General features: G+C 54.7%; 19 protein-coding genes. 6 read left to right on the forward strand and 13 right to left on the reverse strand.

From position 1 onward, the window contains the following. Nucleotides 1-8 precede the first annotated feature (8 nt). Together ychF and ACTU44_RS05665 are read left to right on the forward strand one after the other, a co-directional pair. Nucleotides 9-1,112, forward strand: a complete 1,104-nt coding sequence (gene ychF, locus ACTU44_RS05660) for a redox-regulated ATPase YchF (protein WP_462096900.1) — start codon at nt 9-11, stop codon at nt 1,110-1,112. 144 nt (nt 1,113-1,256) lie between these two features. Then, nucleotides 1,257-1,994 (forward strand): glutamine amidotransferase-related protein, encoded by a 738-nt coding sequence (locus ACTU44_RS05665; protein ID WP_114097997.1) that lies wholly within the window; start codon nt 1,257-1,259, stop codon nt 1,992-1,994. Nucleotides 1,995-2,017: 23 nt separating this feature from the next. Here the strand turns inward: ACTU44_RS05665 and ACTU44_RS05670 are convergent, their stop codons facing one another. From ACTU44_RS05670 to ACTU44_RS05715, 10 genes are all read right to left on the reverse strand, one after another. Beyond that, nucleotides 2,018-2,545: a DUF2478 domain-containing protein gene (locus ACTU44_RS05670; RefSeq protein ID WP_114097998.1), complete on the reverse strand. Its 528-nt coding sequence runs from the start codon at nt 2,543-2,545 to the stop codon at nt 2,018-2,020. Nucleotides 2,546-2,566: 21 nt separating this feature from the next. Further along, nucleotides 2,567-3,157 (reverse strand): cytochrome c3 family protein, encoded by a 591-nt coding sequence (locus ACTU44_RS05675; RefSeq protein WP_114097999.1) that lies wholly within the window; start codon nt 3,155-3,157, stop codon nt 2,567-2,569. A 12-nt stretch (nt 3,158-3,169) separates the two neighbouring features. Further along, complete coding sequence (locus tag ACTU44_RS05680) at nt 3,170-3,634, reverse strand: nitrate reductase cytochrome c-type subunit (protein WP_114098000.1); 465 nt, start codon at nt 3,632-3,634, stop codon at nt 3,170-3,172. An 11-nt stretch (nt 3,635-3,645) separates the two neighbouring features. After that, nucleotides 3,646-6,150 carry a periplasmic nitrate reductase subunit alpha gene (gene napA / locus ACTU44_RS05685; protein WP_114098001.1) on the reverse strand — a complete coding sequence of 835 codons (2,505 nt, stop codon included), beginning with the start codon at nt 6,148-6,150 and terminating at the stop codon, nt 3,646-3,648. Between the two features lie 44 nt (nt 6,151-6,194). Next, nucleotides 6,195-6,446: a chaperone NapD gene (locus ACTU44_RS05690; RefSeq protein ID WP_462096901.1), complete on the reverse strand. Its 252-nt coding sequence runs from the start codon at nt 6,444-6,446 to the stop codon at nt 6,195-6,197. After that, nucleotides 6,439-6,963 carry a ferredoxin-type protein NapF gene (napF, locus tag ACTU44_RS05695; RefSeq protein WP_462096902.1) on the reverse strand — a complete coding sequence of 175 codons (525 nt, stop codon included), beginning with the start codon at nt 6,961-6,963 and terminating at the stop codon, nt 6,439-6,441. The genes ACTU44_RS05690 and napF overlap by 8 nt, the downstream gene beginning before the upstream one ends. 16 nt (nt 6,964-6,979) lie before the next feature. After that, the gene (gene napE / locus ACTU44_RS05700; protein ID WP_114098004.1) at nt 6,980-7,153 is read right to left on the reverse strand and encodes a periplasmic nitrate reductase, NapE protein; all 174 of its coding nucleotides are present in this window, start codon (nt 7,151-7,153) and stop codon (nt 6,980-6,982) included. Between the two features lie 240 nt (nt 7,154-7,393). Then, the gene (locus ACTU44_RS05705) at nt 7,394-8,434 is read right to left on the reverse strand and encodes a zinc-dependent alcohol dehydrogenase family protein (protein WP_462096903.1); all 1,041 of its coding nucleotides are present in this window, start codon (nt 8,432-8,434) and stop codon (nt 7,394-7,396) included. Between the two features lie 44 nt (nt 8,435-8,478). Beyond that, nucleotides 8,479-9,450 (reverse strand): rhomboid family intramembrane serine protease, encoded by a 972-nt coding sequence (locus ACTU44_RS05710; RefSeq protein ID WP_336080208.1) that lies wholly within the window; start codon nt 9,448-9,450, stop codon nt 8,479-8,481. 58 nt (nt 9,451-9,508) lie between these two features. Beyond that, nucleotides 9,509-10,432: a LysR substrate-binding domain-containing protein gene (locus tag ACTU44_RS05715; RefSeq protein ID WP_462096904.1), complete on the reverse strand. Its 924-nt coding sequence runs from the start codon at nt 10,430-10,432 to the stop codon at nt 9,509-9,511. A 166-nt stretch (nt 10,433-10,598) separates the two neighbouring features. Here ACTU44_RS05715 and ACTU44_RS05720 point away from each other — a divergent pair, with 166 nt between their 5' ends. Both ACTU44_RS05720 and ACTU44_RS05725 read left to right on the forward strand, forming a co-directional pair. Then, on the forward strand, nt 10,599-11,126 hold the full coding sequence (locus ACTU44_RS05720) for a peroxiredoxin (protein WP_114098008.1): 528 nt from the start codon (nt 10,599-10,601) through the stop codon (nt 11,124-11,126). Nucleotides 11,127-11,287: 161 nt separating this feature from the next. Then, nucleotides 11,288-11,824 carry a carboxymuconolactone decarboxylase family protein gene (locus ACTU44_RS05725; RefSeq protein WP_114098009.1) on the forward strand — a complete coding sequence of 179 codons (537 nt, stop codon included), beginning with the start codon at nt 11,288-11,290 and terminating at the stop codon, nt 11,822-11,824. An 85-nt stretch (nt 11,825-11,909) separates the two neighbouring features. Here ACTU44_RS05725 and ACTU44_RS05730 read toward each other — a convergent pair whose 3' ends face one another. Both ACTU44_RS05730 and ACTU44_RS05735 read right to left on the reverse strand, forming a co-directional pair. Beyond that, nucleotides 11,910-12,716, reverse strand: coding sequence for an alpha/beta fold hydrolase (locus tag ACTU44_RS05730; protein ID WP_462096905.1), 807 nt, complete (start codon nt 12,714-12,716; stop codon nt 11,910-11,912). A gap of 127 nt (nt 12,717-12,843) precedes the next feature. Further along, entirely contained in the window at nt 12,844-14,046 is a 1,203-nt protein-coding gene (locus tag ACTU44_RS05735) for an aspartate transaminase (RefSeq protein WP_114098011.1), read from the reverse strand. Between the two features lie 319 nt (nt 14,047-14,365). Between ACTU44_RS05735 and uvrB the strand changes: the two genes are divergently transcribed. Continuing rightward, nucleotides 14,366-16,501 (forward strand): excinuclease ABC subunit UvrB, encoded by a 2,136-nt coding sequence (gene uvrB, locus ACTU44_RS05740; RefSeq protein WP_462096906.1) that lies wholly within the window; start codon nt 14,366-14,368, stop codon nt 16,499-16,501. Nucleotides 16,502-16,733: 232 nt separating this feature from the next. Then, complete coding sequence (locus ACTU44_RS05745) at nt 16,734-17,429, forward strand: substrate-binding periplasmic protein (protein ID WP_462096907.1); 696 nt, start codon at nt 16,734-16,736, stop codon at nt 17,427-17,429. A gap of 133 nt (nt 17,430-17,562) precedes the next feature. On the opposite strand, the gene msrP is transcribed toward ACTU44_RS05745, so the two are convergent. After that, nucleotides 17,563-18,531: a protein-methionine-sulfoxide reductase catalytic subunit MsrP gene (msrP, locus tag ACTU44_RS05750; RefSeq protein WP_462096908.1), complete on the reverse strand. Its 969-nt coding sequence runs from the start codon at nt 18,529-18,531 to the stop codon at nt 17,563-17,565. Between the last annotated feature and the right edge of the window lie 84 nt (nt 18,532-18,615).

An 18,615-nucleotide genomic window follows, 5' to 3' on the forward strand; every position in this document is an offset into this window, starting at 1 on the left:
CCGGAAAGATGGGATTCAAATGCGGTATCGTTGGTCTGCCCAACGTTGGCAAATCGACCCTTTTTAACGCCCTGACCCAGACGGCTGCTGCCGAGGCAGCAAACTTCCCGTTCTGTACCATCGAGCCGAATACCGGTCGTGTCAGCGTTCCTGATGATCGCCTTGACAAGATTGCCGCCATTAGCAAATCGGCGACCATCATTCCGACCCAGCTCGAATTCGTTGATATTGCCGGTCTGGTCCGTGGTGCATCCAAAGGCGAGGGCCTTGGCAACCAGTTCCTTGCCAATATTCGCGAAACGGATGCGATTGTGCATGTTCTGCGCTGCTTTGAAGATGGCGACATCACCCATGTCGAAGGGTCGGTTGACCCGGTTCGCGATGCCGAGACCATCGAGACCGAGCTGATGCTGGCCGATATGGACAGCCTTGAAAAGCGGATCACGGGTCTTCAGAAACGTGCCAAAGGCAATGACAAGGACGCCAAGCTCACACTTGAGCTGGTTGAACGGACGCTTGAAGTTCTGCGCGAAGGTAAACCGGCACGTGTTGTTGAACTTAACAACGAAGACGAAGCCAAGGCGTTCCGCATGTTGCAGCTTCTGACCAGCAAGCCGGTTCTTTATGCGTGCAATGTTGATGAAGACAGTGCCGCGGATGGCAATGCGCTTTCGGCCAAGGTTGCCGAAATGGCAGCAGCCCAGGGTGCGCGTTCGGTGGTGATTTCAGCGGCTATTGAGTCGGAAGTTGCCCTTCTGGAAAGTGCAGAAGACAAGAAAGAGTTCCTTGAAGGCCTTGGTCTTGAGGAAACAGGTCTGGCGCGCGTCATTCGTGAAGGCTACAAGCTTTTGAACCTTTTGACCTTCTTTACGGTTGGCCCGAAAGAAGCCCGCGCATGGACGGTTTATAACGGTGCGACCGCACCGAATGCAGCGGGTGTCATTCACACCGATTTCGAGCGCGGCTTCATTAAGGCCGAAACCATTGCCTATGACGATTTCATCGAATTTAACGGTGAATCCGGTGCGCGTGATAACGGCAAGCTCCGTCAGGAAGGCAAGACCTATATCGTCAAGGATGGCGATATCTTCCACTTTAAATTCAACGTCTAAGCCATCGCTTTTTCGTTTCGGATCAAAGGCCGCCGCACTCTGTGTGGCGGCTTTTTCCGTTGTGGCAAAACCTTTTTGACGGCAGGGGACTTGTCAAACTGTGCCTAAAACGTCACCCTTCGCCCTTGCAGCAATGAGGTCCCGATGAACGAACTGAGCCCCGCCAACCGCATTCTTCTGATTTTCAATTCCGCCACCGGGCAGCCGGGACGGTTGGGAACGGTGTTGCGCAAGTATGGCTATGAGTTCGATATTCGCCGTCCGGGCGAGGGCGATACATTGCCCGAAGACCTGACGGGCTATCATCTGGTTGTGGTGTTTGGCGGCCCGATGAGTGCCAATGACGATGATCTGGGCAATGTGCGCGCGATCATGGATTTCCTGCCCCGCGTGGTTGCCAGTGATGCGCTTTATCTTGGTATTTGCCTTGGCGCGCAGCTGATGGCACGCCATCTTGGTGCGGAGGTGCAAGCCCATCCCGATGGCCTGACCGAGATCGGCTATTACCCGGTGCAGGCGACCGAGGCGGGGCGTGATCTGTTTCCTGACGAGATGATGGTCTATCACTGGCACAGCGAGGGATTTGGTCTGCCCGAAGGGGCGGAACTGATTGCGACGGGGGCAACATTCCCCCATCAGGCCTATCACATTGACGAGCGTATCTGGGGCATTCAGTTCCATCCCGAAGTCGATGATGAAACCCATGAACGCTGGCTGTCAAATTCGGCGGCCAAGACGGATCGACCAAACGGTCAGGGACCGGATCTTCAACGGGCGGGACGTGCCAAATATGACGCGGCGTTCGGGGAATGGTTCGAACGCTTTGCCGCCAGGGTGCTGGCGCGTGACCGTGCACCGGTCGATTTCGGGTGTTGCGACTGATCGGGAAGAAACGCCAGGCTGTCTCAGGCGTTTTCAGGAATGCTCAGATGGTCTGCCAGCCAGTTTCTGATGGTCGTGGCATCAAGGGGCAGATCATCGGCGATGCCGCCGTGAAATTCCTCCCAGGCCGGGGCATATTCATCGCGCACGCCGACCAGAACCGGAATATCAAGATCAAGCGCGCGCGAGATCACATCACGCAATCCCCTGCCATCAGCTTCGCTGCGGCCAAAGCGCGCAACAATCAGCAGATCACACCGGGTTTCCACGTCACGTTCGAGCTGTTCGGATAGCGATGACAATGCATCGCCATCAAGTTTGCAGCCCTTTGCCATTGCGCCACGGTTTTTGGTGATCGGCATTTCTGCGCCGCTGCGCAGGTTGCGCACATAGACAAGCGTTCCGCAATCGCGGTCCTTGCGGCGCTTTTGCACATATCCTGCGATGCGGTTGGCATCAATGCTTGCGGCGATTTCGCCCAGCACGTCGTCAATCGGGTCTTTTGGCCGGAATGGAATCCCGGCCAAAAGGAAGCCTTGGCTTTGTGTCACGCGGTTTGGTCCATCTTTAACTTACTGCCATTCGGGAATACCCGACATATCGGGAAGATGATGCGCGATCCCCTTGTGACAGTCGATACAAGTCTTTTCACCGGTGAACAAAAATTTCTGATGGGCCTCGGATGCACGCGGGCTTTGGCGGGTGATATCCATCGATTCCGATGAATGACAGTTACGGCATTCAAGGGAATTGTTGGCCGACAGACGTGCCCATTCGTGCTGGGCAAGTTCAAGCCGCTTTTCAAGGAACTTGTCACGCGTGCTGATGGTGCCAAAGATCTTGCCCCAGACTTCCTTGGATGCCTGCATCTTGCGCGCGATCTTGTCGGTCCATTCATGCGGAACATGGCAATCCGGGCAGGTCGCCCGAACACCTGAACGGTTGCTGTAATGGATCGTGGTTTTCAGTTCCTCGTAGACATTGTCCTTCATCTCGTGACAGCTGATGCAGAATTGTTCTGTGTTGGTGGCTTCAAGTGCGGTGTTAAAGCCACCCCAGAACATGATCCCGGCGATGAAGCCGCCGACCGTCAGGAAGGCAAGACTGTAATGCACGCTGGGGGTCGTCAGAACCGTCCAGTACCGTTTTAAAAAGTTCATCATCAGCCAATCTCCTTATTCCGCGATGCGGGTGCTGTTGTTTGGCAGGAGTTGGTCAATATCGACAAAGGTGTTGTCAACCAGCGGTTTGACGTCTTTTTGTGACACGTGACATTGCGTGCAGAAATAACGACGCGGACTGACTGCCGCAAGAAACTGGCTGTCGCGGTCCATGAAGTGGGTGATCGAGACCATTGGTGCCCCGCTGTCACCCGTACGCGAACGGGCATGACAGGACAGACATTTATTGGCGTTGCGATCAATCTGATATCCCTCGATATCATGGGGGATGGTTGGCGGCTGTTCGGGGTAATTGCGCGGACGTTTTTCGCTATTATCCTCGAAATTCGAGATGCGTGGTGCCGGGGAGTCCTGATCGGGCGCGGCACTGCGCAGAGTCGTAATCGGTTCCGCAGCCATCGCCATGCTTGTGATGCCGATAATCGCAAGGGCAAGCAGCCATTTGGGGGTGAGTTTCATGGTTTCCTCCCTCACACTTTTTCAATGCGGATGGCGCATTTCTTGAAGTCGGTCTGCTTTGACAGCGGATCGGTGGCATCCAGGGTGACCTTGTTGATCAGTTCGCTGGCATCAAACCAGGGGACAAAGACCAGTCCGCGTGGCGGCTTGTTGCGGCCTCGGGTTTCAACCCGGGTGCGCATGTTTCCGCGTCGGGAGGTTACCTTGATCTCGTCGCCACGGCGCAAGCCGAGCTCGGCAGCATCATCAGGATGCATGAAACAGACGGCATCAGGGAAGGCACGATAAAGTTCCGGCACACGCTGGGTCATCGACCCGGAATGCCAGTGCTCGATCACGCGCCCGGTGCATAGCCAGAGCGGATATTCTTCATCCGGACTTTCGGCAGCAGGTTCATAGGGCAGCGCAAAGATGCGGGCCTTGCCATCCTTGTGTCCATAAAACTCGACCCCGGCACCCGGTGTGACATAGGGATCGTATCCTTCGCGATAACGCCAAAGCGTTTCCTTGCCATCGACCACCGGCCAGCGTAAGCCGCGGACCTCGTGATAGACGTCGAAGGGGGCAAGGTCATGTGCATGACCCCGGCCAAAGGTGGCATATTCCTCAAACAGGCCTTTCTGGACATAGAAGCCGAATTCCTGTGATTCCTGGTTGTTATAATCCGGGGCGGTTTGTTCAAGCGGGAACTTGTCGACATTGCCATTGCGATAGAGCACGTCAAACAGGGTCTTGCCGCGCATTTCCGGTGCCTTGGCCAGAAGTTCTTCCGGCCAGACATCTTCCATGGTGAAGCGCTTGGAGAATTCCATCAGCTGCCACAGGTCGGACTTGGCTTCGCCCGGTGCGTCAACAAGCTGATGCCACATATGCGTGCGGCGTTCGGCATTGCCATAGCAGCCTTCCTTTTCCACCCACATGGCCGTCGGCAGAACCAGATCGGCGGCTTCGCACGTAACCGTGGGATAGGCATCCGATACCGTGATGAAGTTTTCCGGGTTGCGATAGCCTGGCCAGCCTTCCTCGTTCATGTTGGCTGCGGCCTGCATGTTATTGTTGCACTGAACCCAATAGGCGTTGAGCTTGCCATCGCGCAGCATGCGGTTCTGAAGGACTGCATGATAGCCGACCTTGTCGGGAATGGTGCCATCCGGCAGTTTCCAGATTTCCTCCGCATGTTTGCGGTGCTCGGGATTTGTCACCACCATGTCGGCAGGCAGGCGGTGAGAGAACGTACCGACTTCACGCGCCGTGCCACAGGCAGATGGTTGCCCGGTCAGCGAGAAGGGCGAGTTGCCCGGCTCGGCAATCTTGCCGGTCAGAAGATGGATGTTGTAAACAAGGTTATTGGCCCAGACCCCGCGGGTATGCTGGTTAAAGCCCATGGTCCAGAACGATGTGACCTTGGTGTTCGGATCGGCATAAAGTTCGGCCAGTGCTTCGAGGCGTTCCTTGGGAACACCGGAAAGCTGATGGACTTTATCAAGGGTATATTCCGAGACGAATTCGGCATATTCGTCGAATGTCATGTCGGTTGATCCGCCGGCATCGGCGGCATGTTTGGCCGACTGTTCGCGCGGATCTTCCGGGCGCAGACCATAACCGATATCGGTGTTGCCACGGCGGAAAATGGTGTGCTTGTTGACAAAGTCGGTATTGACCCGGTTGGTCGAAATGATGTGGTTGGCGATATAGTTGAGGATCGCCAGATCGGTTTGCGGTTCAAACACCATCGGAATGTCGGCCAGATCAAAGCAGCGATGCTCGTAGGTCGAAAGCACGGCAACCTTGACATGCGGGGCCGAAAGACGCCGGTCGGTGACGCGGGTCCAGAGGATCGGGTGCATTTCCGCCATGTTGGAGCCCCAAAGCACAAAGGCGTCGGCGGCTTCCATGTCGTCATAGCAGCCCATCGGTTCATCCATGCCAAAGGTGCGCATGAAGCCGACAACGGCAGAAGCCATACAGTGGCGGGCATTGGGATCAAGGTTGTTGGAACGGAAACCGGCCTTCATCAGTTTGGAGGCAGCGTAGCCTTCCCACACCGTCCACTGGCCAGACCCGAACATACCAACTGAAGTTGGTCCCTTGGCCTTGAGGGCAGCCTTCCATTTTTCGGCCATGACATCGAATGCCTCGTCCCAGGATACCGGTTCGAAGTCGCCATTCTTGTCAAAAACACCGTTCTTTTTGCGCAGAAGCGGTTGGGTCAGGCGGTCCTTGCCATACATGATCTTGGACAGGAAATAGCCCTTAACGCAGTTCAGACCGCGATTGACCGGGGACAGAACATCCCCGTGGGTCGCAACGACATGATTGTCCTTGGTTGCAACCATCACCGAACAGCCCGTGCCGCAGAACCGGCAGGGGGCCTTGGACCATTTGAGCTGGGTGTGTTCGGTCTCAGTTACCAGATTCTGGGCTGATGCCGGCAAGCTGATGCCAGCGGCAGCGGCAGCAACGGCTGCGGCCTTGGCCTTCAGGGCATCTCGGCGGGATATCTTTGCCTTGAACATCGTATTGTTCCTTGATCCAGAGGTCGGAAATTCTATTGAAATCGTCAGTTGGCTTTTTCGCTGTGATGGAACACCAGATTGACGCCCAGAACGCCGGGAATTTCGCCAATCTTTTGCATGGTGTCGGCAAGCTGGCGGTCGGTATCGGCTTCAAGCACGACGACGAGCTTGCCATTCGCGTCTTCTGCAGTGACTTCTGCGCCATCAAGCTCTTGGAGCCGGGTTTTGATGATGGTGATCTGTTCGGGCCTTGCCTGAACGATCATGCTGGAGATCACCCCGATATCTTCATTCATGGGCGTATTCCTTTTGCGGTGTGATCATGATGGCATCGGCCGGGCAGGCGGTCTGACAGGCACCGCATCTGGTGCAGGTGCTTTCATCAATGATGACGCGCGCCCGTCCGCCCAGTTGCGGGGGAATACGAATGGCTCTTTCCGGGCAGATATCGCCGCATGACCGGCAATAGATGCCCTGTTCTGCAAAGCAGTTTTTGGCAACAGTGATGTCAAGCTGCCATGCCGGATTTGCTGTGCGATCAAATACATCCTCAGCACAGGCATCAGCACAGGCCCCGCAAAAGGTGCATTCACCCTTGTTGAAATCAATCGTCGGGAACTGCTTGTCATCAAGGGAGATGATCCCTTCCGGACAAGCTGGCACACAGTCACCACAAGCGGTGCAGTTGGCGTGAAAATTAACAGCCCAAGGGGGACGGATTGCATGCGTATCAGGATGCACATGGCGATCCTGCGCCGGACGCAAGCGGTTCAGAAAATCCCTGCGGCTGGGTTGTTTGAGAGTTTCAGGCATTTTTCAGCCTCCGCCGTCAGACCGGTGGTCCGGGCGGCCCTGCAAACATTTGATAAATCCAGATTGAAAAACCAAGCCCGCCAACGATTGCAATCGCAAGCGCTGGTGCCAGAACAACTGCCAGAAACAGAAAGCTTCTAAGCTCTTTCTTGCGCCGGTCGGCACTTTCAAGAGTGATTTGGTCCGTCATGGTTTCGTCTCTCTCTGTCTCATTTCTGAGGTGGAAACCTTATTTTCGCCAGCGGTTGGTGCGAAAATCGGCCTTCTCTTTGAGGTATTCCGTTTTCATATGGGGAATACCCGGACAGAGTGTAAGGGGATTTAGACGGTCATAGCAATCTTAAGTATAACAAGTCATATATTAATATAATTAGAACGATAATAAAAAGTGGCTGTGTCTCAGGCCATGCGCGGAATTGGCAGATTTTGTCTAAAACCTGTCAATGATCGTGACACCGGTTCCGGCAAAGTGATTCATGCTCATCAGTGCGGTGGCACCCTCGGCCAGGGTGACTCGATCCCCGATCAGCTTTTGCGGGGCGAGTTTGCCAGTCACGATCATGTCGATCATCGCGTCATAGCGAAATGCCTGCATGCCGTGGCTGCCCAGAATTTCAAGTTCATGAGCAACAACCCGGTCCATCGGGACTTTGGCATGGGCGTGGTCGCCGGTCATCAGTCCGATCTGGATATGCTTGCCGCGTTTGCGCAAGCATGAAACCGAGTTAAAGCAGGTAACCGCGCTTCCCAGAGCATCGACTGATACATGTGCACCGCCACGGGTCAGATCCTTGATCGCGGCGGGAATGTCATCAATGGCACGCGCATTGAGAACCGCGTTGGCACCAAGTTCTTTGGCGAATTCAAGCTTGGTGTCATCAATATCAACAGCAACGACAAAGGCACCGGCTGCTGCCGCAATCATGATGGCCGAAAGCCCGACCCCGCCAGCGCCATGGACGGCAACCATCTGACCGGCACTTACCTTGCCCTGATCAATCACGCCGCGAAAACTGGTGGCAAAGCGACAGCCAAGGCTTGCTGCCGTGGCGAAATCCATTTCATCGGGCAGGCGCACCAGATTGGTGTCGGCATAGTCAATGGCAACATATTCGGCAAAGCTGCCCCAATGTGTAAAGCCCGGCTGGAACTGATGGTCGCAGACCTGATGATTGCCGCTGTGACATTCCGGGCAATGACCGCATCCGGAAACAAACGGTACGGTGACCCGGTCGCCTTCCTTCCAGCGTTTGATGTCCTTGCCAACCGCAACCACAGTTCCGGCAAATTCATGGCCCGGAACGTGGGGAAGCTGAACGTCGGAGTCATGTCCCATCCAGCCATGCCAGTCACTGCGACACAGTCCCGTTGCGCCAACCTTGATGACAACGCCGCCATTGGCCGGGGTCGGATCGTCAAGTTTCTGGACTTCGATCGGGCCCTGATATTCGGTGAAATAGGCAGCGCGCATGGTGTTTCTCCGGGACGTGAAGGATGGGCTTTATCAAGGTTTGATCAAGTATCGTCCCTGTTGCTGTCCGGATGCAAGCGGACAACTTTGGGAACGCCAACAGACGGTTTGGATTTTGGCTGCTGCGGCGGGTTTGGCTGATAGCGACCCCACGGGGATTTATCGGTACTTTCGCCCTCCTTGCCCCACGGGCCGCGCTGATCGTTGCGCATACTCGCATGCCTGGCAGCGCGTTCCGCCTCATAGGCAGCCGCCCATGGCGGGATGTTCGACCCGCGACCCGTTCCGCGTGTTTTGCGACCCGGGCGATAAATGCCAAAGGCCGGTGCGGGTGACCCATCATGCCAGAGTGGCACGTTGCGATGCTTGAAGAACGGGATCAGGGCCATGCCGGCAATAAAGCCTGCAATATGGGCGACCCAGGCAATGTTGCCCCCTGCACCGCTTCCGAAATTGATGATCTGCGTGATGAACCAGAAACCGAGCACAAAGACGGCCGGTACATAGAAAATGAACACCCAGAAGAACCAGACAAGAATGCGCGCCTTGGGGAATAACAGGAAATAGGCGCCCAGAACCCCGGCCAGTGCACCGGATGCACCGATCATCGGGATTTGCGACTGGGTATCAAGGAGACCGTGACCAAGGGCGGCGGCGACACCACAGATCAGATAGAACATCAGAAACCGGAAATGCCCCATGGAATCTTCGACATTGTTTCCGAAGATCCAGAGATACAGCATATTGCCGCCAAGATGCATCCAGCCGCCATGCATGAACATGGCCGAGAAGATCGACAAAAAACCGAAGCCGGACGGGAAGGGCGAAAATTCCGGCGGCAGATTGGCATGGCCAAACAAAATGGCCGGAACAGCACCATATTGCAGATTGACCAGCTGCGCGGAGCGGGGGTCGAGACTTACAGTGACCAGAAACACCGCAACATTAAGCGCGATAATGGCGTAGGTAACCCACGGTGTGATGGTGGTCGGATTGTTATCCTTGATCGGTAACATCGACGAATTGCCTGTTCCTTGCCTTTACAAAGAAATGGATGATGAAGCCTGCCCGCCGTCAGGCAACATCGGCCTGCCGGACCGGTGACAGCCGGTCGCGCAGATGAGTCGCAAGTTGACGATATTCGCGTTTGCGCGCCGAACTTCTGCGCCAGACCATACCGATGCGACGGACCGGTACCGGATTTTCAAAGGGCAGGATTTTCAGAAGGTCCGGACGGCGGGCCTCGACTTCAAGCGACATTTCCGGAAGCAGGGTCGATCCGACGCCAGCTGCAACCATCTGAACCAGGGTCGACAGACTGTTTGCCTGAAAGTCGGCGGATTTGCTCCATCCGGCTTTCTGACAAACTTCAAGGGCCTGATCGCGAAGACAATGGCCGTCCTCAAGCAACAGAAGCTTTTCATCCTTGATATCGGCGATTTCGAGATGGTTCTTTTTGGTCAGCGGATTATCCGGGCTGCAGGCAAAGACGAAATGATCTTCAAACAGATCGAATTCCTCAAGCCAGTTTTCCTCGATCGGCAAGGCAATCAGGGCAAGGTCAAGCTTGCCAGCAGACAGCAGCTTTATCAGATTGCCTGTCTGGTCTTCACGCAGGAAAGGCTGCAATTTCGGAAAACCGGATTTAATCTGGGTCATCACATCAGGCAAAAGATACGGGCCGATGGTCGGGATGACACCGATATGAATAGGACCCGACAGTGGTTCGGTGGCCGCCAGTGCCATGGTGGTCAGTTCATCGACTTCCTGCAGAATGCTTCGCGCCCGCGAAACAACTTCTTCGCCCAGCGGTGTGATCAGGACCTGACGCTTGTTGCGTTCAACCAGCTGCGCACCAAGAAGGTTCTCAAGTTCGTTGATCGCCGCAGACAGGCTTGGCTGCGTGATAAAGCAGGCCTCAGCCGCGCGGCCAAAATGGCCACATTCCGCCAACGCAACTAAGTACTTGAGCTGCTTGATACTTGGTTGGGCAGCCATAAATTTTTCCTATCAACAACTGAGGATTTATCTATTTGTCTTAGTTAGTCCATTTCACTACAAATCGCTAGCAGTGAGTGTGTTTTTTGCACTTGCACACAAGATTTCTCGGTCTGTCGGGGCCGTTAATCGGGATTTTTAACTGGGTTATGGAGTAACCAAACAAATGCTTACCGTTGGTGATACGCTTCCTGAATTTAATCTGACTGGTGTTTCGGGCAAAACCCCGGACAGCTTTGCACCGGTGACCGACAAGTCCTATGAAGGCAAATGGAAGATCCTGTTCTTCTGGCCGAAAGACTTCACCTTTGTCTGCCCGACCGAGATTGTCGGTTACGGCGAACTGAATGGTGAATTCGAAGACCGTGACGCAGTTCTTCTGGGTTGCTCGACCGACACCGACTTCGTCCATGCTGCATGGCGCACCCACCACGAAGATCTGGGTGACAGCCCGTTCGTATGGCTGGCTGACGAGAAAAAAGAACTCTCGACGGCTCTGGGTGTTCTGGCCAAAGACGCCGGTGTTGCGCTGCGTGCGACCTTCATCATCGATCCGGACAACATCATCCGTCACGTCCAGGTTAACGACCTTAGTGTTGGTCGTAACCCGCAGGAAGCACTTCGTATCCTTGATGCACTGCAGACCGACGAGCTTTGCCCGTGCAACTGGAACCAGGGTGACGCAACCCTCTAAGTTGCCATTGGCGATTTAGTCCAGACGATATTGGGATCGGGTATCCGCCCGATCCCGTTTTAGCCAAAACATATCCATTCTGTGTTTCTTGCTTTGCCCGACCGGTGCAGGCGATGGATGATCTGTTTTTCGTTTTTGCATTTTGTATCAGAGGATTACCAATGAGTTCGATTACCGAAATCAAGGACGCAATGCCGGCCTATGCCAAGGATCTCAAACTGAACCTGTCGAGCATGGCCAACAATCCGGGCATGACGGACCAGCAGGTTTACGGCACCGCATTGGCTTGTGCCTTTGCATCGCGCAACGCCAAGCTGATCAAGGCCGTTGCTGCAGAAGCAAAAGAAAAGCTGTCGGAAGAAGCAATTGAAGCGGCCAAGGGTGCGGCGGCAATCATGGGTATGAACAATATCTATTACCGTTTCGTCCATCTGGTCTCGGATGCCGAATATGGCACGATGCCTGCACGTTTGCGCATGAACATCATCGGCAAGCCGGGCATTGATAAAGCCGATTTCGAACTGTTTTCGATCGCGGTTTCGGCGATCAATGGCTGCGGCATGTGCATCGATTCCCACGACAAGGTCCTTAAAGGTGCTGGCGTCAAAAAAGAAACCATCCAGAATGCGATCCGCATCGCATCGGTCATCCATGCGGTCGCGGTTGTGATTGACGCCGAAGACGCACTGGCCGACTAAGCCAAAAGAATTCGGGCGATTGCCCATAGGAAAAAGCCCCGGTTGCATGATGCAGCCGGGGCTTTTTGTTGTTTGGAAATCGGGCTTAGCCATCCACAAGTTCGGCAAGGCCAAGATGCTTCAGGCTGGCATCAATCACCTGATCGGGCTGATCGAAATGCGGGATATGTCCGCATTCCCGGATCAGCAGTTTGGTGGACGGACCACTGACATTTTCACAGATGGTGTGGACCTGATCATCGCTGCCAAATTGGTCATCATCGCCCTGAATGACCAGAAGCGGGCAGGTGATGCTGGCAAGTTCATCGACCATGTTCCAGTCGCGGAAGGCCGGTTGACGCCATGTATCGACCCACGCGCTGAAGACGGCATCGGTCTGGAAGAAGTGATGGCGTTCAAGCCTGGTCTTCCAGTCGGTATTGGCATAGATGCCCGCCGCATCATTGATCCCGGCAATGGTGACGTCTTCGACATAGACGTGGGCGGCTTCGGAAATGACGGCGGTGACATTGTCAGGGAAGCGTGCGGCATATTTAAGCGCGATGGTTGCCCCGTCACTATGTCCGAAAAGGATCGGTTTGCTTAGCCCCAGTTCCGTAATCAGGCCATGCAGATAGATATCGCTTTCGGTGTTATGGAAATCGACCGCGCGGGGAATGTCCCCATCTTCATGGGGGTCGGACCGGCCGTGGCCGCGCCGTTCATAGACAATCACCGGATGGCGGGTTGCGGTGGCAAGCTTGTCGGGAAAGTCCCGCCACATGCGGATGGTGCCCAATGCTTCATGCAGGAAGATGATGGTCGGGGCGTCTTCGCGCATATCGGCTGGTTCGATCCGCTGACAGGACAGGCTTATCCCGTTGACGGTGGCATAGAAATTCTCGGTTATCATGCTTTGTCCGATTTATCGGTAATTCAGTGCGTAATTGTTGAATTCGATAATGGACAAAAAAACAGGGCTCGGCAAGTGCCGGACCCTGTTTGGATGGTCATGATCCCGATAACCGGGGTCGCAAACCTTATTTCAGAGCTGCGCAAGCACGTTTGATACGTGCGCAAGCTTCGGTAAGGGCCGCATCCGAAGTCGCATAGGAAATGCGGAAATACGGTGCCAGACCGAATGCCGAACCCTGAACGGCTGCGACGCCTTCTGCTTCGAGCAGGTAGGTGACGAAGTCGGTATCGGTTTCGATTTTTTTGCCGTCCGGGGTGGTTTTACCGATGGCGCCCGCACAAGACGGATACACGTAGAACGCACCTTCCGGGGTTTTGCACGACAGGCCTTCACATTCGTTCAGCGCTGCGACAACAAGGTCACGACGTTTTTTGAAGACTTCTGCACGTTCTTTGAGGAAGTCCTGCGGACCGTTCAGGGCTTCGACCGAAGCAGCCTGACTGATCGAGGAGGTATGCGTGCTTGACTGCGACTGGACCTTGTTGATCGCTTTGATCAGGTCTTTCGGGCCAGCAGCATAACCCAGACGCCAGCCGGTCATCGCATAGGATTTCGACACACCGTTACAGGTCAGCGTACGCTCTTTGAGCTTCGGCTCGATCTGGGCGATGGTGGTGAATTCGAAACCGTCATAGACGAGGTGCTCATACATGTCGTCAGACATGACATAGACGTTTTCATGTTTCAGAAGAACGTCGGCAATCGCACGCAGTTCGGCGCGCGAATAAGCAGCACCGGTCGGGTTCGACGGCGAGTTCAGAACAACCCACTTGGTTTTCGGCGTGATTGCGGCTTCGAGCTCGGCAGCGGTGATTTTGAAGTCGTTTTCTTCCTGGCATTCGACCACGACCGGGGTGCCCTCGGCCATCAGGGTCATGTCCGGGTAGGAAACCCAGTACGGTGCCGGGATGATGACTTCGTCGCCCGGGTTCAGCGTTGCGAAGAATGCGTTGAACAGGGTCTGTTTGCCACCACAACCAACGGTGATCTCGTCGATAGTGTATTCCAGGTCATTTTCGCGCTTGAACTTCTCGACAATTGCCTTGCGCAGCTCGGGAGTACCAGCGACCGGAGTGTATTTGGTCTTGCCAGCATCGAGTGCCGCCTTGGCAGCTTCTTTGATGTTGTCGGGGGTATCAAAATCCGGCTCACCTGCGCCAAGGCCGATAACGTCAACGCCTGCTGCCTTGAGTTCAGCGGCCTTGGTGGTTACGGCAATGGTGGGAGATGGTTTGATACGGCTCAAACGGTCGGCAATAAACGCCATTGGTCTGTTTCCCTGGAATGAAAAAAGAAGTGAAAAGAATCGCGTTCTTTCGGATCGGACCCTACGCCTGCCTTAAATTCAATTCAAGGCAGATTCTCGCCATTTGCGGGTTCTTTGGGATGATTTTATCCAATTTTGCGGCCCATAGGATGTCAGATTGAACACAACGGGATATGTAACGCTGCAATATCGATCTTGTTCCGACATTATTACCCCTGACGTCTCCTGACATATCCTGACAGGAACTGTCAGGTGCGGGGCTTGCGGTCCGGCGTATCTCACCTATAACTAGGGTTGGAATTAAAAGGGACCTGTCCGAATGAATGCGTTGCCGGAATTTCTGACCAAACGTCGCCCGCCTGTTGAAGGGTCGCGCGAATTCAAACTGGTGACAGATTACCAGCCCGCTGGTGATCAGCCATCGGCCATTGCCGAATTGATGGCCGGGATCGAAAGCAACGAGCGTGATCAGGTTCTTTTGGGGGTAACCGGGTCGGGCAAGACCTTTACGATGGCCAATATCATCGCCAAGACCCAGCGCCCCGCACTTGTTCTTGCGCCAAACAAGACTTTGGCCGCCCAGCTTTATGCCGAAATGAAGCACTTCTTTCCGGACAATGCGGTCGAGTATTTCGTTTCCTATTACGACTATTACCAGCCCGAAGCCTATATCCCGCGTTCGGACACCTATATCGAAAAAGACAGTTCGATTAATGAGCAGATCGACCGGATGCGCCATGCGGCAACGCGCGCCATCCTTGAACGCAATGACTGTATCATCGTGGCATCGGTGTCGTGCATTTACGGTATCGGGGCGGTGGAAACCTATCTTGAGATGACCCAGCGCATCTCGGTCGGGGACGAGATTGATCGCAACGACATCATGAAGCGTTTGGTGGAGTTGCAGTATACCCGTAATGATGCGGCCTTTTCGCGCGGGACCTTCCGGGTGCGTGGCGATGTTCTGGAAATCTTCCCGGCCCACGCCGAAGACCGCGCATGGCGCGTTTCGATGTTTGGTGACGAGATCGAAGAACTTGCCGAGTTTGACCCGCTGACGGGGCATAAATTTGCCACCATGGATTCGGTCACTGTTTATGCAAACTCGCACCATGTCACCCCGCGCCCGACCCTTGTGCAGGCGATGGCAGGCATCAAGCAGGAACTGAAAGACCGTCTGGCGCAGTTCCAGGCTGAGGGCAAGTTGCTGGCGGCTGAGCGGATCGAGCAGCGCACGACCTTTGATCTGGAAATGATGGAAACCGTCGGGCACTGCAAAGGGATCGAAAACTATTCCCGCTGGCTTTCGGGCCGTAATCCGGGGGAACCGCCCCCGACCCTGTTTGAATATTTGCCGGAAAACGCATTGCTGTTTGTCGATGAAAGTCACGTTGCTGTGCCGCAGATCGGCGGCATGTTCAGAGGCGACTATAATCGCAAATTCACGCTGGCCGAGCATGGCTTCCGCCTGCCAAGCTGCGTTGATAACCGTCCGCTGAAATTCGAGGAATGGGAAGCCATGCGCCCGCAAAGCGTGTTTGTTTCGGCAACACCGGGCAATTGGGAAATGGAACGCACAGGCGGTGTCTTTGCCGAACAGGTAATTCGTCCCACCGGGCTTATTGATCCGGTTTGCATTATTCGTCCGGTCGAAACCCAGGTCGATGATTTGCTGGGCGAGGCCAAGGCATGTGCGGCCAAGGGACAGCGTGTTCTGATCACGACACTGACCAAGCGCATGGCCGAGGACCTGACCGAATATCTGCATGAACATGGCATTCGCGTTCGGTATCTGCATTCCGATATCGATACGCTTGAACGCATCGAAATTATCCGTGACTTGCGACTGGGTGTGTTTGACGTTCTGGTGGGGATCAACCTTTTGCGTGAAGGTCTTGATATCCCGGAATGTGCACTGGTCGCGATCCTTGATGCCGACAAGGAAGGGTTCCTGCGCTCCAAAACATCGCTTGTGCAAACGATTGGCCGTGCGGCACGTAACGTTGACGGCCGGGTATTGCTTTATGCCGACAAGATGACTGACAGCCTTGAATATGCCATCGGTGAAACCAACCGCCGCCGTGAAAAGCAGATGGCCTATAACGAGGAACATGGCATCACACCGGAAACAGTCCGCAGCAAGATCAATGATGTTCTGCAAAGTGTGGCCGAGCAGGATTATGTCACAGTCGATACCGGCGTTTCCGGCGATACCCTTATTGGCCATAACCTGCGTGCGCATATCGAGGATCTTGAAAAACGCATGCGTGAAGCGGCCGGGAACCTTGAATTCGAAGAAGCCGCGCGCTTGCGTGACGAGATCAAGCGTCTTGAAGACCAGGAACTTGGACTGGCCGAAGCAGGCCCGATGGCGCGCAGCATCGGAACCGTCGGGCCGGGGTCAAAATCGGCCAACAACCCCAAATACAAAGGGCGTCGTCGCAAGGGCCCATAACATCACATGGCACACCTGTACGATTGTCGGTTGAAGAATATTCGCCTGAGGGAATGTAAGCCTTGGCAATCGGCGGGCTGCAACCCCATCTAAGGATGGGCGGGTATTTTATCGCCAGTTCAAAAGGTTGGTTTACGCCGGGTGGGAGAATATCTTGGTGCCGCGTTTGGTGTCTTGGTGGATATGCTCTGTCATTGTAATGATCGGCACGGTCACTGCTGGTCAACCAGTGGTGGCAAGGACACTTGTTGTCGCATTGAACAATGCGCCGCCTTATCGCATCATCAAAGATACGGCTTCGGGTATGTCCTATTCCGGCATTTACATTGATGTTGTCCGCGAGGCCGCAAGCCGGGTCGGGATTGATCTTGAATTCGAGGTCGTTCCCTTCAAGCGGGCGCTGCATCTGATCGAAAAAGGCAAGGCAGATCTGATGCTTGGTCCGAACCGGACCGATGAACGCCAGAAATACATGTATTATTTCGGTGCGGCATTACCCAATGAACCAAAGGCGGTTTATCTGGAGGCATCCGATGCCGATGTGGTGAGTATCACAGATCTGGACCAGAAATCGGTCGGCGTTCTGCGCGGGGCCAATTATGGCTGGCAACTTGAGGATGCCAAGGATGTGCGTCTGGTCGAGGCTGTCGATTATGCTGCGTTGTTCAGGATGCTTGATCTTGGGCGCATTGATGCATTGATCGTCCCCGAACTTCAGGGTTTTGAGCAGATCCGGCAAGGCGGACCATTTAATGTCCGCAAGGCCAGTCTGGTTTTGCAGGGACAACCATCCTTTATCGGGTTGTCGCGCCTGTCTGATTACTACATTGATGGCAGCTTCACCGAGCTTGAGCAGGTGCTGGTCAAGATGCGTCAGGACGGGACGTTTGATGCGATTTACAACCACTATGCCCAGCCCGTGGACTAGGTCCGAATGAACGCGCCGGTTCCGCTATGGCGGGGAATGTCATTGAAATCAAAAACGCTGGCGATCGGGAATGATCTGCCAGCGTTTCGGTTTCAGGTATGCCTGAACAGTTTTTGGTCAAGGCAACGACCAATCACATGAACAGCTTTTCGTTTTCCATGCCCTTATACATATCGGCAACATAGTCGCCGTAACCGTTATAGATACGGGTCGGGACACTTTCACCGTTATTAAGAAGTCGTTCATGGGCCTGTGACCAGCGCGGATGCGGAACTTCGGGATTCACATTGGCCCAGAAGCCATATTCGTCGCTGTTGATGTCTTCCCAGAAGCTTTTTGGACGCTGGTCGGTAAAGGTAAAGCGGACGATGGATTTGATATTCTTGAAGCCGTATTTCCAGGGCGTGACCAGACGTAAAGGTGCGCCATTCTGCTTGGGCAGTTCTTCGCCATAGATACCGGTGGCAATCATGGTCAGTTCATTGGTGGCCTCGGCCATGGTCAGGCCTTCGATATAGGGCCACGGATACCAGAACTGCCGCAGGCCCGGCATGGTGTCTTTCTGGCTGGCGGTTTCCATTTCGACATATTTGGCCCCCGATAATGGCTTGGCAAAATCGACCAGTGCCTTCATCGGGAAGCCCGACCAGGGAACGGTCATCGCCCATGCCTCGACACAGCGGAACCGATAAACGCGTTCTTCAAGCGGCATTTTTCGGACAAGGTCTTCAAAATCAATCTCGATCGGGTTTTCCACCAGACCGTCAATCTTGACCGTCCAGGGACGGATATTCATGGCCTGGGCTGCCTGCGAGATCGATTTGTGAGAGCCGAATTCATAGAAGTTGTTATAGGTCAGCGCCTTGGCCTTTTCGGTCAGTTCGCGATCAACCGTATAGGCGGGATTGCGTGATACCGGATACAGGTCTGCGGTGGAGGCAGCCCCCTGTGCCAGCGCACTGCTGATTGGCAGGGATGCGGCGGTTGCGCCGATGGATCCGGCAGCGATACCCTTAAGAAACTGTCGGCGGTTTTGGTAAACCGATTGCGGTGTTGTATCACGTTCAGGGATTTCCCAGCCCTTCTTACGGCGTATCAGCATGTCGTCCTCCAATTGCGCACTTGAACCAATGTCCGTGCAAAAGTCGCTTTGGGCAAGTCACGCCTCGGTGATCGGTTAGTGAAA

This window comes from Thalassospira sp. SM2505, from assembly GCF_054901115.1.

Coding starts and splice junctions, on each gene's coding strand:
- ychF (WP_462096900.1), top strand. CDS start 9: ATGGGATTCAAATGCGGTATCGTTGGTCTGCCCAACGTTGGCAAATCG.
- ACTU44_RS05665 (WP_114097997.1), top strand. CDS start 1,257: ATGAACGAACTGAGCCCCGCCAACCGCATTCTTCTGATTTTCAATTCC.
- ACTU44_RS05675 (WP_114097999.1), bottom strand. CDS start 3,157: ATGATGAACTTTTTAAAACGGTACTGGACGGTTCTGACGACCCCCAGC.
- ACTU44_RS05680 (WP_114098000.1), bottom strand. CDS start 3,634: ATGAAACTCACCCCCAAATGGCTGCTTGCCCTTGCGATTATCGGCATC.
- napA (WP_114098001.1), bottom strand. CDS start 6,150: ATGTTCAAGGCAAAGATATCCCGCCGAGATGCCCTGAAGGCCAAGGCC.
- ACTU44_RS05690 (WP_462096901.1), bottom strand. CDS start 6,446: ATGAATGAAGATATCGGGGTGATCTCCAGCATGATCGTTCAGGCAAGG.
- napF (WP_462096902.1), bottom strand. CDS start 6,963: ATGCCTGAAACTCTCAAACAACCCAGCCGCAGGGATTTTCTGAACCGC.
- napE (WP_114098004.1), bottom strand. CDS start 7,153: ATGACGGACCAAATCACTCTTGAAAGTGCCGACCGGCGCAAGAAAGAG.
- ACTU44_RS05705 (WP_462096903.1), bottom strand. CDS start 8,434: ATGCGCGCTGCCTATTTCACCGAATATCAGGGCCCGATCGAAGTCCAG.
- ACTU44_RS05710 (WP_336080208.1), bottom strand. CDS start 9,450: ATGTTACCGATCAAGGATAACAATCCGACCACCATCACACCGTGGGTT.
- ACTU44_RS05715 (WP_462096904.1), bottom strand. CDS start 10,432: ATGGCTGCCCAACCAAGTATCAAGCAGCTCAAGTACTTAGTTGCGTTG.
- ACTU44_RS05720 (WP_114098008.1), top strand. CDS start 10,599: ATGCTTACCGTTGGTGATACGCTTCCTGAATTTAATCTGACTGGTGTT.
- ACTU44_RS05725 (WP_114098009.1), top strand. CDS start 11,288: ATGAGTTCGATTACCGAAATCAAGGACGCAATGCCGGCCTATGCCAAG.
- ACTU44_RS05730 (WP_462096905.1), bottom strand. CDS start 12,716: ATGATAACCGAGAATTTCTATGCCACCGTCAACGGGATAAGCCTGTCC.
- ACTU44_RS05735 (WP_114098011.1), bottom strand. CDS start 14,046: ATGGCGTTTATTGCCGACCGTTTGAGCCGTATCAAACCATCTCCCACC.
- uvrB (WP_462096906.1), top strand. CDS start 14,366: ATGAATGCGTTGCCGGAATTTCTGACCAAACGTCGCCCGCCTGTTGAA.
- msrP (WP_462096908.1), bottom strand. CDS start 18,531: ATGCTGATACGCCGTAAGAAGGGCTGGGAAATCCCTGAACGTGATACA.